This window comes from Blastococcus sp. CT_GayMR16 (genome assembly GCF_004570875.1).
GTDB lineage: Bacteria > Actinomycetota > Actinomycetes > Mycobacteriales > Geodermatophilaceae > Blastococcus_B.
In genome coordinates this window covers 1-12,860 of record NZ_SPQK01000009.1, presented here as the reverse complement: position 1 = coordinate 12,860, position 12,860 = coordinate 1, and the positions used below count along the sequence as shown (strand labels likewise).

General features: G+C 73.4%; 16 protein-coding genes. 9 read left to right on the top strand and 7 right to left on the bottom strand.

The annotated features are described in order from the left end of the window. Nucleotides 1-44: 44 nt before the first annotated feature. The 4 genes from E4P38_RS11595 to moaA form a co-directional block, all read right to left on the bottom strand. On the bottom strand, nucleotides 45-890 hold the full coding sequence (locus E4P38_RS11595; protein ID WP_135131968.1) for an SMP-30/gluconolactonase/LRE family protein: 846 nt from the start codon (nucleotides 888-890) through the stop codon (nucleotides 45-47). 8 nt (nucleotides 891-898) lie between these two features. After that, nucleotides 899-1,102, bottom strand: a complete 204-nt coding sequence (locus tag E4P38_RS11590; protein ID WP_135131967.1) for a hypothetical protein — start codon at nucleotides 1,100-1,102, stop codon at nucleotides 899-901. Nucleotides 1,103-1,203: 101 nt separating this feature from the next. Then, nucleotides 1,204-1,443 (bottom strand): MoaD/ThiS family protein, encoded by a 240-nt coding sequence (locus E4P38_RS11585; protein ID WP_135131966.1) that lies wholly within the window; start codon nucleotides 1,441-1,443, stop codon nucleotides 1,204-1,206. Between the two features lie 4 nt (nucleotides 1,444-1,447). Next, entirely contained in the window at nucleotides 1,448-2,500 is a 1,053-nt protein-coding gene (gene moaA / locus E4P38_RS11580) for a GTP 3',8-cyclase MoaA (RefSeq protein WP_167760537.1), read from the bottom strand. Nucleotides 2,501-2,636: 136 nt separating this feature from the next. On the opposite strand from moaA, the gene E4P38_RS11575 reads away from it, so the two are divergent. Beyond that, nucleotides 2,637-3,902, top strand: coding sequence for an MFS transporter (locus E4P38_RS11575; RefSeq protein ID WP_135131965.1), 1,266 nt, complete (start codon nucleotides 2,637-2,639; stop codon nucleotides 3,900-3,902). A gap of 63 nt (nucleotides 3,903-3,965) precedes the next feature. Further along, nucleotides 3,966-4,802, top strand: a complete 837-nt coding sequence (locus E4P38_RS11570) for an aldo/keto reductase (protein WP_135131964.1) — start codon at nucleotides 3,966-3,968, stop codon at nucleotides 4,800-4,802. 88 nt (nucleotides 4,803-4,890) lie between these two features. Here the strand turns inward: E4P38_RS11570 and E4P38_RS22905 are convergent, their stop codons facing one another. Next, complete coding sequence (locus E4P38_RS22905; RefSeq protein ID WP_167760536.1) at nucleotides 4,891-5,064, bottom strand: hypothetical protein; 174 nt, start codon at nucleotides 5,062-5,064, stop codon at nucleotides 4,891-4,893. A 12-nt stretch (nucleotides 5,065-5,076) separates the two neighbouring features. After that, nucleotides 5,077-5,886: a DUF3097 domain-containing protein gene (locus E4P38_RS11565; protein WP_135131963.1), complete on the bottom strand. Its 810-nt coding sequence runs from the start codon at nucleotides 5,884-5,886 to the stop codon at nucleotides 5,077-5,079. A 326-nt stretch (nucleotides 5,887-6,212) separates the two neighbouring features. Here E4P38_RS11565 and E4P38_RS11560 point away from each other — a divergent pair, with 326 nt between their 5' ends. From E4P38_RS11560 to E4P38_RS11530, 7 genes are all read left to right on the top strand, one after another. Next, the gene (locus E4P38_RS11560) at nucleotides 6,213-7,034 is read left to right on the top strand and encodes a PRC and DUF2382 domain-containing protein (protein ID WP_135131962.1); all 822 of its coding nucleotides are present in this window, start codon (nucleotides 6,213-6,215) and stop codon (nucleotides 7,032-7,034) included. Nucleotides 7,035-7,137: 103 nt separating this feature from the next. Further along, nucleotides 7,138-8,052: a MoxR family ATPase gene (locus tag E4P38_RS11555; RefSeq protein WP_135131961.1), complete on the top strand. Its 915-nt coding sequence runs from the start codon at nucleotides 7,138-7,140 to the stop codon at nucleotides 8,050-8,052. A 166-nt stretch (nucleotides 8,053-8,218) separates the two neighbouring features. Beyond that, nucleotides 8,219-9,262: a VWA domain-containing protein gene (locus tag E4P38_RS11550; RefSeq protein WP_245160961.1), complete on the top strand. Its 1,044-nt coding sequence runs from the start codon at nucleotides 8,219-8,221 to the stop codon at nucleotides 9,260-9,262. 41 nt (nucleotides 9,263-9,303) lie between these two features. Next, entirely contained in the window at nucleotides 9,304-10,425 is a 1,122-nt protein-coding gene (locus E4P38_RS11545; protein WP_135131960.1) for an XdhC/CoxI family protein, read from the top strand. Nucleotides 10,426-10,509: 84 nt separating this feature from the next. Next, nucleotides 10,510-10,776, top strand: a complete 267-nt coding sequence (locus E4P38_RS11540; protein ID WP_135131959.1) for a helix-turn-helix transcriptional regulator — start codon at nucleotides 10,510-10,512, stop codon at nucleotides 10,774-10,776. Continuing rightward, complete coding sequence (locus E4P38_RS11535; protein ID WP_135131958.1) at nucleotides 10,773-11,474, top strand: ATP-dependent Clp protease proteolytic subunit; 702 nt, start codon at nucleotides 10,773-10,775, stop codon at nucleotides 11,472-11,474. The genes E4P38_RS11540 and E4P38_RS11535 overlap by 4 nt, the downstream gene beginning before the upstream one ends. A gap of 134 nt (nucleotides 11,475-11,608) precedes the next feature. Then, complete coding sequence (locus tag E4P38_RS11530) at nucleotides 11,609-12,058, top strand: MOSC domain-containing protein (RefSeq protein WP_245160960.1); 450 nt, start codon at nucleotides 11,609-11,611, stop codon at nucleotides 12,056-12,058. Nucleotides 12,059-12,061: 3 nt separating this feature from the next. Here E4P38_RS11530 and E4P38_RS11525 read toward each other — a convergent pair whose 3' ends face one another. Next, the gene (locus E4P38_RS11525) at nucleotides 12,062-12,565 is read right to left on the bottom strand and encodes a vWA domain-containing protein (protein WP_245160959.1); all 504 of its coding nucleotides are present in this window, start codon (nucleotides 12,563-12,565) and stop codon (nucleotides 12,062-12,064) included. Between the last annotated feature and the right edge of the window lie 295 nt (nucleotides 12,566-12,860).

Sequence of the window (12,860 nt, the reverse complement as noted above, 5' to 3'; positions counted from 1 at the left end):
GGCCTCGTATTCCCTGATGAGAGGCGGATCAACCCCGTTCCGGTTCAGCCGGCGAACTCACGTGCCGGCAGTCCCACGACGCCGGCGTCGACCACGAACAGCGAGCTGGCGAGCGGGTCGTCGCCGGGGTCGAGGCCCTCCCGCGAGGTGGTGATGAACAGGCGGTCCAGGCGTGGCCCGCCGAACGTGCAGGCGGTCACCTGCGCCGCGGGCACCTCTACGACGTCGTCCAGGCGGCCCGCCGGGGTGTAGCGGTGCACGACCCCGCTGCCGAACAGGGCCACCCACACACCGCCGTCGGCGTCGACGGTCAGCCCGTCGGGATGGCCGTCCTCGGGCAGCCGCACGAAGGGACGGCGCCCGGTCAGGCCGGCGTCCCGGTCGTAGTCGAACACGTCGACGCGGTGGGTCGCGGTGTCGTCGTAGTACGCGAGGGACCCGTCCGGGCTCCAGTCGAGGCCGTTGGAGACGGTGACGCCGTCCAGCACCCGGTGGACCGACCGGTCGGCGTCGAGCCGGTAGAGCGCAGCCGCGCCCTGCCGCTGGTCGTAGGCCATGGACCCGCACCAGAACCGGCCGTCGGGATCGCAGCCGCCCTCGTTCATCCGCACTGCGGGGTCGGACCACGCGGGCTCCAGGGGCGTCAGCGAGCCGTCGGTCTCCTCGAGGACGACGCCCCGCTCGACGGCGATGACCGCTCCGCCGCCGCGGCGGGGTCGCAGCGCGGCCGCGACGCTCCCGACGTGGCTGCGCCGGACCGTTCCGTCCTCGGCCAGCGAGAGGACGTCGCCGGCGAGCATGTCCACCCACCGGAGGCCGCCCCAGCGGTCGGACCAGACCGGGCCCTCCGCGTGGTAGGCGACCGGATCGGTCGCCTGCTGCGCGCGCACGTCGGTCGTCAGCGCGCGCCGGCGAGCCCGTCGTCGTCGCCGTGGCGCTCGCGCTCCTCGCGCTCGAGCTCTTCCTCCTCGACCTCGGCCTCCAGCACATTGGCCTCGCCCGCGACCGAGGCCGCGGCGTCGCCGTGGGACTCGCCGTAGACCTGCTCCGCGCGGCCCAGCAGCTCCTGCGCCTTGACCTTCACCTTGTCGAAGATGCTCATGAGCCCATCCTTCCGCAGGTCATCCGCCCTGCCGCTGGTCGGCTTCCGCCGCCGGGTCCGCTCCTCGCTCGCTGGCGCTCGCTGCGATGCTCCCGGGCCTGTCAGCCTCCGGCGAACGGCGGCAGGACGTCCACCACCGCCCCGGGTGACAGCGCCAACGTCCGGTCCCGGGTGGAGGTTCCGTCGACGAGGAAGGAGCAGGCGGTCAGGACGCGCTCCAGCTTCTCGCCGTGCGCCTCGACGACCTGCCCGACGAGCTCGTCGAGCGTTCCCGCCTCGCGGCTCTCGGTGTCGACGCCGGAGGCCGCCCGGGCCCCGGCGAAGTAGCGCACAGTCACCATCGGCTCAGCCGCCGATCGCCGACATCGGCCGGCTGGGCTGCAGGAAGCTCGGGTCGTCGATGCCGTGGCCGGGCAGCTTGCTCAGGGTCGCGGTCCGCCAGCGGTCGGCCAGCTCCTGGTCGGTGGCACCCTCGCGCATCGCCGTCCGGAGGTCGGACTCCTCGCGGGCGAACAGGCAGTTGCGGATCTGGCCGTCGGCGGTCAGCCGGGTCCGGTCGCAGGCCCCGCAGAAGTTGCGGGTCACCGACGCGATGACGCCGACGGTCGCCGGACCGCCGTCCACCAGCCACCGTTCGGCGGGCGCCGAGCCGCGGTCCTCGGTGTCCGGCGTGAGCGTGTGCGCGGCCGTCAGCTGCGCGAGGATGTCCTCGGCCGTCACCATCTCGCCGCGGGTCCACGCGTGGTGGGCGTCCAGCGGCATCTGCTCGATGAAGCGCAGCTGGTAGCCGTGCTCCAGGCAGAAGTCCAGCAGCGGCAGGGCGTCGGCCTCGTTGATCCCCCGCAGCAGGACGGCGTTGACCTTCACCGGGGTGAGTCCGGCCGCCTGGGCCGCGGCGAGACCGGCGATGACGTCGTCCAGGCGGTCGCGGTGGGTGAGCTGCTTGAAGCGGGCCGGGTCGACGGTGTCGAGGCTGCAGTTGATCCGGTCGAGACCGGCGGCGGCCAGAGCCGGGGCGACGCGCGCGAGCCCGATGGCGTTCGTGGTGAGACTGACCTCGGGGCGCGGGGAGAGCGCCGTCGCGGCGGCGACGATGCCTACCAGGCCGGGGCGGAGCAGCGGCTCGCCGCCGGTGAACCGGACCTCGTCGATCCCGAGGTGCTCCACGCCGATGCGCACCAGCCGCGAGATCTCCTCGTCGGTGAGCACCTCGACCTTGGGCAGCCAGTCCAGACCCTCGGGCGGCATGCAGTACGTGCAGCGCAGGTTGCACCGGTCGGTCAGCGATACCCGCAGGTCGGTGGCCACGCGGCCGTGCTTGTCGACCAGCCCACCGCTCCCCGGCTGGGCGTCCTGGGCAGGGCGCACCCAGGGATCGGGCAAGGGGCTGCTGCTCACAGGCCGAATGTAGTGCCGAAACGGGCGAAATGCGGTCGGGGGTGGTCAGCTTCCGCAGCTAGGCTCGTGCTGCCACCCGAGAGCCCGGCGGAGGATTTCCCGCACTCGCCTGTGGCCAGAGAGCGCGAGAGAACCCGTGTCGCCCCGCACCGTCTTCAGTCCGTACGTCCGCCTGTTCGCCGTCCCCGGGTCGGGTGCGTTCTCGTTTGCCGGCTGGGTCGCCCGGCTGCCCATCCCCATGCTCGGCCTCGGCGCGGTGCTGCTCGTCGCGGGGGAGACCGGCAGCTACGCGCTGGCCGGCGCGGTCTCCGGCACGCTCGCGCTGAGCTTCTCGGTGGCCAGCCCGCAGTGGGCCCGGGCCATGGACCGCCGCGGTCAGGGCACGATCCTGCACTGGGCCATGACGGCCTATCTGATCTCCGGCATCGCGTTCGTCAGCGTCGTCGTCGCGGACGGGCCGCGGTGGAGCTGGTTCGTGCTCGCCGCGCTCACCGGGGCGAGCGGTCCCAACATCGGGTCGCTGGTGCGCGCCCGCTGGGCCGAGGCCCTCGAGGACCCGGCCCGGCGGCAGACGGCGTTCGCGCTCGAGGCCGTCGTCGACGAGGTGGTCTTCGTCGTCGGGCCGCCGCTCGTGACGCTGCTGGCCACGCTCGTCGCACCGCCCGTGGGCTTCCTGACGGGGATCGTCCTGGGTGCGGTCGGCGGGTTCTGGCTGGCCGGTCAGCGGGCCACCGAACCGCAGGTGCAGGCGGTCGACCCGGAGAAGCCGGCCCGCCGCTGGGCCGCTCTCAACGCCACGGTCCTCGTCGTTGCGGTGAGCTACCTGGCGGTCGGCATCGTCTTCGGGGCCATGGACGTCGTCGTCGTGGGGTTCACCGAGGCCGAGGGTGTGCCGGCATTCGCCGGCCTCGCCCTGGCGGTGTACGCCGCGGGCAGCCTGGTGGCCGGCCTCGCGTACGGGGTGGCGCGCATCCCGGGCACGCTGACCAGCCGATTCCTCGGCACCGCCGTGCTGTTCGGGCTCGCAGCGCAGCTGCTGTGGGGGGTCGGCTCGCTGACCGTGCTCCTGGCAGCGGGCTTCGTGGCCGGCCTGACGATCGCGCCGGTGCTGGTCTCGGGGCTCTCGCTGGTGGAGTCGCGCGTGCCGCGCTCGGCCCTCACCGAGGCGCTGTCCTGGACGACGACGGGGCTGACCCTCGGCGTCACCGCGGGGTCGGCGGCGGCGGGCTGGGCCGTGGACCACTGGGGCGCGGAGGCGGCGTTCGCCGTCCCTGCGCTGGCCGCCGCGCTCGCCGCCTTCCTGGCGCTGGCCGGCGCGCCGCTGCTCCGCCGGCGGCCCGCGGAGCACGACGAGATCCCATGGGGTGGAAGGGCGAGCGTGGAGCGCCCGGCGGCGGGGTAGCGGGTGAGCTCGGCAGGTCGCGCCATTGTCGCGCGGCGCCCCCTCGATCGGAAGGACCGCCCGGTGGCATCCGTGCCCACGATCACCCTCAACAACGGCGTCGAGATCCCCCAGTTGGGGTTCGGCGTCTTCCAGATCAAGCCCGAGGACACCGTCAAGGCCACGACCTCCGCCCTGGAGATCGGCTACCGGCACATCGACACGGCACAGATGTACGGCAACGAACGCGAGGTCGGCCTCGCCGTCCGTGACTCCGGGATCCCGCGCGACGAGGTCTTCGTGACCAGCAAGCTGAACAACAACCGGCTCCAGCGCGACGACATCCTCCGGTCGTTCGACACGAGCCTCTCCGAGCTGGGCTTCGACCGGCTCGACCTCTTCCTCATCCACTGGCCGCTGCCGGCGGTGGCCGACTACGTCGCCCGGTGGAAGGTGATGGAGGAGATCTACGCCAGCGGCCGGGTCAGGGCCATCGGCGTCTCGAACTTCCAGCCGCACCACCTGCGCAACCTGTTCGGCGCCACCGAGGTGCGGCCGGCGGTGAACCAGGTCGAGGCCCACCCGTTCCTCAGCCAGGACGAGCTGCGGGCCTTCGACGCCGACCACGAGATCGTCACCGAGGCCTGGGCGCCGATCGCCCGCGGAAAGGTGAACGACGACCCGGTCATCGCCGAGATCGCCTGGCAGGTCGGGAAGACCCCGGCGCAGGTCACGCTCCGCTGGCACATCCAGCGCGGCGACGTCGTCTTCCCGAAGTCGGTGACCCGGAGCCGGGTCGAGGAGAACTTCGAGATCTTCGACTTCGAGCTCGACCAGTCGGCGATGGCGGCGATCTCCGCACTCAACCGCGACGAGCGCACCGGCCCCAACCCCGACGAGTTCAACTACATCCCCGGGTAGCGGCCCACCGCTGAGGCGTTGTCCCTGGACCGGCCGCTTCGATGGGCGGAATGGCCGGTCCAGGGGCAACGCTCGCCGGGACCCCGCCTCAGGTGGGCAGATCTGGGAGGTCGAGCGCCGCGAAGGTCAGATAGCTGTCGGTGAGCGGGAAGCAGCAGAGCCCACCGAGGCCCAGGCCGAGTGCCAGGCACAGTGCCCAGCCGAGCGGGGCCGGGAGCGTCCGTCGGCCGGTGTCGGGCGCGCTGACGGCCGGGGCACCCATTCGGGCGCTCGCTCAGTCCGTGGTGACGAAGTCGATGAGTTCTTCCACGCGGCCCAGCAGTTCCGGCTCGAGGTCGGTGAAGTTCTTCACGCGGGCGAGGATGCGCTGCGCCCAGACGTAGCCGGTGTCGTCCTCCCAGCCGAGCGCCGTGCAGACGCCTTCCTTCCACGGCCGCCCCTTCGGGATCACCGGCCAGGCGGCGATCCCGACGACGGAGGGCTTGACCGCCTGCCAGATGTCGACGAACGGGTGACCGACGACGAGGGAGTGCTCGCCGGTGATCTGCTCGGCGATCCGGGACTCCTTGGAGCCCCGCACCAGGTGGTCGACCAGCACGCCGAGCCGTCGTCCCTGGGTCGGACGGAACTCCTTCACGATCGCCGGCAGGTCGTCCACGCCGTGCAGGGGCTCGACGACGACGCCCTCGACCCGCAGGTCGTGACCCCACACCTTCTCCACCAGTTCGGCGTCGTGCTTGCCCTCGACGTAGATCCGCCCGGCGCGGGCCACGCGCGCCCGGGCGCCGGCCACGTAGGTCGAACCGGAGGCGCTGCGCATCGGCCCGGCCGGCCCCGCCTGCTTCGGCCGCACCAGCACGACAGGCCTGCCCTCGACCCAGAACCCGGGCCCGAGCGGGTACCCCTTCACCCTGCCGAAGCGGTCCTCGAGATGGACGACGTCCTTCTCGCACCGGATCACGGCTCCCACGAACCCGGAGCTCGGGTCCTCCACGACGAGGTCGATCTCCGCCTCGACGGAGGGGACCGCCTTCTTCACGGTGCGGGGGTGGACGAGGTTGTCGTACGGCGAACGAGGGGGCACCCCTACATGCTGAGCAGCCCGCCCGTCCCGTCCCCGGAGGACGCGCCGGGCCCACGCGACACGACACGCCCGGATTCGCGCCAGGCTGCGGAGCGTCACCATGGGCACACAGTTCGTCGATCGCGCATCGCACACCGGTTGCGCGCCATCCGCTGGCCCGGGACCTGCGCAAATGTGCAGGAGCAGCACTCGCGGGGGGTGCGAGGACCACCGGAATCTGCATGTGACCAGCGGTCACGTACAGGACGGTCTTGTTTCACGTCGGGGATCCCGGTCACCCATTTGGATGAATGCACCCCCCAGTCACGGATAGGAGCACTTCGACGATGATCGGCACCGACACCATCAGCCGCGTGATCGGCCAGGACGTCTACGACGAGTCCGGGGAGAAGATCGGGTCCGCCGCGGAGGTCTACCTCGACGACGAGACCGGCGAGCCGGAATGGGTCACCGTCCGCACCGGCCTGTTCGGCACCAAGGAGTCCTTCGTCCCGATCCGGAACGCCGACCTGACCAACGACGGTGTCCGCGTACCCGTCAGCAAGAGCCAGGTGAAGGACGCTCCCAAGATCGACACCGACGGCCACCTGTCGCCGCAGGAGGAGCAGGAGCTCTACCGCTACTACGGCATGGGCGCCGGCACGGACACGGGCATGCAGACCACCGAGATGCGGACGACGGGCATGGCGACGGACACCGACGCCCGCGGCACCGTCGGCCACGACACCTCCGGCCCGACGACGGACAACGCCATGACCCTCTCCGAGGAGCGCCTGAACGTGGGCACCCGCAGCGAGGAGGTCGGCCGGGCCCGACTGCGCAAGTACGTCGTCACGGAGAACGTCACCGAGACCGTCCCCGTCACCCGTGAAGAGGTCCGCCTCGAGCGGGAGCCCATCACCGACGCCAACATCGGCAACGCGATGGACGGCCCCGCGATCAGCGAGGAAGAGCACGAGGTCGTCCTCCACGCCGAGCGTGCCGTCGTCGAGAAGGAGGCCGTGCCGGTCGAGCGCGTCCGCCTGGACACGACCACCGTCACCGAGCAGCAGCAGGTGACGGAGGGCCTCCGCAAGGAGGAGATCGAGGTCGAGGGCGACACGACCCGGAGCGCCTCGTACGACACGGATCCCGACCGGCGCGCTTGATCCGCCCCCGGTGCGGGGGGCACCGGGATCACAGGCCGCGGCGGCCGGACGAGGACCAGACTCGTCCGGCCGCCGTTCTGCGTGCAGGTGGGATGCTCGGGCTGTGAGCGAGCCCACCCTGCAGCCGATCGTCGCCGAACCCCCGGGATTTGCGGGGCCCGACGAGCTGGCGGCCGCGCTCGAGTCGACCGGCTACCTGCCCGACGAAGGCCTGGCGACCGCGGCGTACCTGGCGCTCGTGATGCACCGCCCGCTCTTCCTGGAGGGTGAGGCCGGCGTCGGCAAGACGGCCCTGGCGCACGCCCTGGCCGAGGTCACCGGCCGGCCGATCTACCGGCTGCAGTGCTACGAGGGCCTCGAGGCCAGCCAGGCGCTCTACGACTGGGACTTCGGCCGGCAGCTGCTGCACCTGCGGGCCGCCGAGGCCGCGCACGCCACCGACGATCCCGAGCGGCTCGAGGCCTCCCTCTACGACCGCCGGTTCCTGCTGGCCCGTCCTCTTCTGCAGGCGCTCGAGGACGCACCCAGCGTGCTGCTCGTCGACGAGATCGACCGGGCGGACGACGAGTTCGAGGCCTTCCTGCTCGAGGTGCTGTCGGACTTCACGATCTCCATCCCGGAGCTCGGTACGGTCCGCGCGTCGACGCCGCCGCTGGTGATCCTCACGTCCAACCGCACGCGCGAGGTGCACGACGCCCTCAAGCGCCGCTGCCTCTACCACTGGCTCGAGCATCCCGACTTCGACCGCGAGGTCGCCATCCTGCGGCGCCGGCTGCCGCAGGTGACCGAGCAGCTGGCCCGCGAGGTCGCCCGCGCCACCGCGAAGCTGCGCACCCTCGATCTGCTCAAGCCCCCCGGGATCGCCGAGTCGATGGACTGGGCCACCGCGTTGCACACCCTGGGCGCGCGCGACCTCGATCCGGACCTCGCCGCACGCACGCTCGGCGCCGTCCTCAAGTACCGGGAGGACACCGACCGGGTGCACGCCCTGGCGCGGGGGGCGCTCTTCGGTGGCTGAAAAAGGACCCCGTCCCTCTCCCCCTTCGCGGGCTCAGCAGAAGGACCCTCCTGCCCCCCACCGCTCGCATGCTCGCGGTGGGACCCTGCAGGAGGGCCGAAACGGGGCCGTACGCGACGTCGTCGACACGGTCCTCGGGTTCGCGCGCACGCTGCGCCATGCCGGTGTGACCGCCTCTCCGGACCGGGTCGAGGCCATGCTCGCCGCGCTCGGGTCGCTGGACGTGCTCGATCCGACCGACGTCTACTGGGCCGGGCGGCTGACCCTCTGCGGCGGCCCGGACGACCTGGACCGCTACGACGCCGCGTTCGCCGCCTACTTCGCCGGCGAGACGCCCCGCGCCCGGCGGCCGGAGGCGCAGGAACGGCCGCAGCTGTCGACGACCGCGCCGCTCGAGCCCGGCACGGGGGAGGGCGACGACTCCGACACCCCGGACCTGGCGACGCAGGCCAGCGCCGACGAGGTGCTGCGCCACCGGGACGTCGGCGAGATGAGCCTCGCCGAGCGCGAACACCTGCGGCGGCTGTTCGCCCTGCTCCGGCCGGCGACCCCGATGCGCCCGGCCCGTCGCCGGCGGCCCAACCCGCACGGCGCGGTGCACCCCGCCCGGACGGTGCGCCAGGCGCTGCGCGACGGGGGCGAGGTCAAGCGCCTGCTGCACCGGCGGCGCACCCCTCGCCCGCGCCGGGTCGTCGTGCTGGTCGACGTCTCGGGGTCGATGTCGCCCTACGCCGACGCGTTGCTGCGCTTCGCGCACGCCGCGGTGCGGGCCCGTCCGGCGTCGACCGAGGTGTTCACGATCGGCACCCGGCTGACGCGTGTGACCCGGGAGATGCGGCTGCGCGACGCCGACAAGGCGCTGGCGGCCAGCGGCTCGGCGATCCCCGACTGGTCCGGCGGCACGCGGCTCGGCGAGGTGCTCAAGGCGTTCCTCGACCGGTGGGGCCAGCGCGGGACGGCGCGCGGGGCGGTCGTCGTGGTGTGCAGCGACGGCTGGGAGCGCGGCGGCACCGAACTGCTCGCCGAGCAGATGGTCCGGCTGCGGCGGCTGGCGCACTCGGTGGTCTGGGTGAACCCGCACAAGGGCCGGACCGGGTACGAGCCGCTGACCGGCGGCATGGTGGCGGCGCTGCCCTCGGTGGACCACTTCGTCTCCGGGCACAGCATGGCCGCGTTCGAGCAGCTGACGGGAGTGATCCAGCGTGCCTGAGGTGTTGCACGTGGAACAGTCCGGCCCGAGGGAGGACGTCCATGCGTGAGGTCATCGACGAGCTGATCGGCTGGTGGCAGGCGGGGGAGACCGTCGGGATGGGCACGGTCGTGGCCACCTGGCGTTCGGCCCCGCGGCCGGCCGGTGCCTCGATGCTGGTCGGCCCGGACGGCACCGCGGTCGGGAGCGTCTCCGGAGGCTGCGTCGAGGGTGCGGTCTACGAGGAGGCCAAGGACGTCGTCGAGACCGGCGAGCCCACGCTGGAGCGCTACGGCGTCAGCGACGACGACGCCTTCGCCGTCGGGCTGACCTGCGGGGGGATCCTGGACGTCTTCGTCGAGTCCATCTCCCGCGAGTCCTTTCCCGAGCTCGGTGAGATCGCCGAGTCGATCGACGCCCACGAGCCGGTCGCCGTCGTCACCGTGGTCAAGGGGCCGGACGACCGGCTCGGCCGGCGGCTGGTGCTGTGGCCCGAGCGCGCGTCCGGGACCCTCGGCCTGCAGCGCCTGGACGACGCGGTGTCCGCCGACGCGCGCGGAATGCTCGCCGCCGGCCGCACCGGGATGCTGCACGTCGGCCACGACGGTGAGCGCCGCGGGGACGACCTCACGCTCTTCGTGAACTCCTTCGCGCCGGCCGCCCGCATGGTGGTGTTCGGCGCCATCGACTTCGCTGCCGCGGTGGCGCGCGTCGGCGCCTTCCTCGGGTACCGGGTCACGGTCTGCGACGCCCGCCCGATCTTCGCCACCCCGAAGCGCTTCCCCGAGGCGCACGAGGTGATCGTCGAGTGGCCGCACCGCTACCTGCAGACCGAGGTCGACGCCGGGCGCATCGACGAGCGCACGGTGCTCTGCGTGCTGACCCACGACCCGAAGTTCGACGTCCCGCTGCTGGAGGTCGCGCTGCGCATCCCGGTCGCCTACGTAGGCGCCATGGGCTCGCGGCGCACCCACGAGGAGCGCGAGGCGCGGCTCGCCGAGTCCGGGCTGTCGAAGGAGGAGATCGGCCGGCTGTCCTCGCCGATCGGCCTGGACCTCGGCGCCCGGACGCCGGAGGAGACCGCCGTCTCGATCGCCGCGGAGATCATCGCGGGGCGATGGGGCGGAACGGGTGAGCGGCTGGCCGGTACCGACGGGCCGATCCACACGACGGCCGAGCGCTAGCCCGCTGCAGGGCCGCCGCGGGCCTGCGAGCGGTGGGGCGCAGAGGGGTGTCTTCTATAGCGGAGAAGAGATACCTTTCTCGGTATGGCCCCTCCGCGCCGGTCGCTCTTCCCAGGTCTGCAGGACCTGTCCGGCCGCCGGCGTGGACTGATCGAGGAGCTGGTCCAGGCCCGCCGCGACAGCGAGCTCAGCCAGACCGAGATCGCCGCCCGCATGGGCACGTCGCAGTCGGCCGTCGCGCGGCTGGAAAGCGGTGACCTGGACGCGCGTCTGTCGACCGTGGAGCGCTACGCGGCGGCATTGGGCCGCACGGTGAACTGGCACGTCGGTCCCTCCGAGGAGTCGTCATGAGCATCCCTGTCGGTGCACCCATCACCCGGTGGCCACCGCAGCCGCCCGAGCCCCCCGACCAGCCGCTCCCCCGGTCCCCCTGGCTGCCCGAGGCCCGGCCACCGGCCCCGGCTTCGGCGTCGGCCTCACTCGTGATCGGGGCGCCGGACTGGCTGGCCCAGCGCCTGCTGGAGCAGCGGGTGATCGCCGTCGCCGGCGAGCTCGACGAGGAGACGGTCAACCGCATCGTGGCCGAGCTGGGCCTGCTCGACGCCACCGGGGACGACCCGGTCAGCCTCCGGCTCTCGGGCGTGAGCGCCGACCTCGGCGCCGCGCTGACCCTCGTCGACGCCCTCGACCTGATGGGCGCCCCCGTCCACGTCACCTGCCTCGGCACCCTGACCGGACCGGCCGTCGCCGTCCTTGCGGTGGGCGACCGCCGGATCGCCGGCCGGCACACGACCCTCCACCTGTGCGAACCGCGGACGGCGCCCGGCCACGCCATCCCGGGCCGAGACCTGGAGATCGCCGTCGCCGAGCGGGCCCGGCAGCTGGGCCGGCTGCAGGAGCGCCTGGCCGCCGCGTGCGGGCGTCCTGTCGACGGGATCGCCGCCGACATGCGTGCCGGGCGGCTGCTGACCGCCGAGGAGGCGCAGGAGTACGGACTGCTCGACGCCACCGAGCCGACCGCGCGCCCACCCGTGGGACCCGTTCCCTGACCGACTCCAGACGCCTCCCCCACCGGTACGACGTCGAGATCGTCGGGCTGCTCGCCTCGGGCCGGCACCGCTACGAGGGGCGGCCGGGGACGACGGTCCCGGAACAGGCCGAGGACCGGCGCGAGCGGCTCGAGGTGCGAGCCGGGTTCGGCATCGTCGGCGACCGGTACGGCGGCCGGCGGGCCCACCGGGACGCGTCGGTGACCGTGCTCGCCGCCGAGTCGATCGAGGCCCTGGCCGAGGAACTGGGCCAGCCGCCCCTCGATCCCCTGCTCGCCCGGCGCAACGTCGTCCTGCGCGGCGCGGAGGTGGAGGCGCTGCGCGGGCAGCTGTCCTCCCTCGACTGCGGCGAGGGCGAGGTGGTCCTCCGGGGCGGTCGGCCGGCCACCCCGTGCGCCTGGCTGGACACGGTCCTCGCCCCGGGCGCGCATCGCGGCCTGCGGGGACGGGGCGGCATCCGGTGTGCGCCGCTCACGGACGGCGTCCTGCGGCTGGGTCCGGCGGTCCTGGCGAGCGCCGTCCCGCTCGACCCGGGCCGCGCGGGACTGGCCGTGCGGCCGGCGCTTCGCCCCCGCGGTCGGTAGGTCTCAGCCCAGCAGCTCACGGACCGCGGCCGGGGCCTGGGAGGGCCGGTGCAGGGCCGCGACCCGGCCGCCGCCCGCTGCCGCGAGGGCTGCGCAGGACGTCATGGCCTCCTCCTCCGCGGAGAGCGCCAGCACCTGCAGCCGCGCGGGGATGCGCGCCAGGGCCGCGGCGGCGCTGACCGGGTCGGGGCTCTCGGTGGCCACCCCGTCCGAGAGCAGCAGCACCTGCCGGTCGGCGGCCCGGGAGCGGGCGATCTGCGCGGCAGCGGTCCGCAGCGCCAGCTCGAGGTCGGTCGTGCCGCCGCCCCGCAGGTCGCAGAGCCGGTCGACGACGACGTCGATCCGCGGGTCGGCCGACAGCGGGCGCAGCACGACGGCCGTCGACCAGAACGCGACGACGCCCAGCTCGTCACCGGGGCGCATCCGCTGCACGAGCGCCGACGCGGTGAGCACGGCGGCGGCCAGCTCGTCGCCGGCCACGGATCCCGAGGCGTCGACCAGCAGCACGGTGGCCCGGCCGGTGGAACGCCAACCGCGGGTGGCGCAGATGCTCGACCCGCCAGTGCGGCTCGGCTCCGCGTGCGGCGAGCGTCGCGTCGAGGTCGATGTCGGAGCCCGTCGGCTCCTGCCGGGTCACCACCCGGCTGACGCCCGGGCGGTCGGGGGTGCCGCTGCGCGGTGCTCATCCGGCTGCGGGCGATGGCCAGCGCGATGCCGAACAGCAGGCCCACCACGAAGCCCAGTCCCATGACGTACAGCGAGGAGGGGCCGGAGGGGGAGGTCGGCTCGGTGGCGGGGTCGG

What these genes read in the sequence shown, in the direction of transcription:
- E4P38_RS11590 (WP_135131967.1), bottom strand. Translation starts at nt 1,102, where the DNA reads ATGAGCATCTTCGACAAGGTGAAGGTCAAGGCGCAGGAGCTGCTGGGC.
- E4P38_RS11585 (WP_135131966.1), bottom strand. Translation starts at nt 1,443, where the DNA reads ATGGTGACTGTGCGCTACTTCGCCGGGGCCCGGGCGGCCTCCGGCGTC.
- E4P38_RS22905 (WP_167760536.1), bottom strand. Translation starts at nt 5,064, where the DNA reads ATGGGTGCCCCGGCCGTCAGCGCGCCCGACACCGGCCGACGGACGCTC.
- E4P38_RS11560 (WP_135131962.1), top strand. Translation starts at nt 6,213, where the DNA reads ATGATCGGCACCGACACCATCAGCCGCGTGATCGGCCAGGACGTCTAC.
- E4P38_RS11545 (WP_135131960.1), top strand. Translation starts at nt 9,304, where the DNA reads ATGCGTGAGGTCATCGACGAGCTGATCGGCTGGTGGCAGGCGGGGGAG.
- E4P38_RS11540 (WP_135131959.1), top strand. Translation starts at nt 10,510, where the DNA reads ATGGCCCCTCCGCGCCGGTCGCTCTTCCCAGGTCTGCAGGACCTGTCC.
- E4P38_RS11535 (WP_135131958.1), top strand. Translation starts at nt 10,773, where the DNA reads ATGAGCATCCCTGTCGGTGCACCCATCACCCGGTGGCCACCGCAGCCG.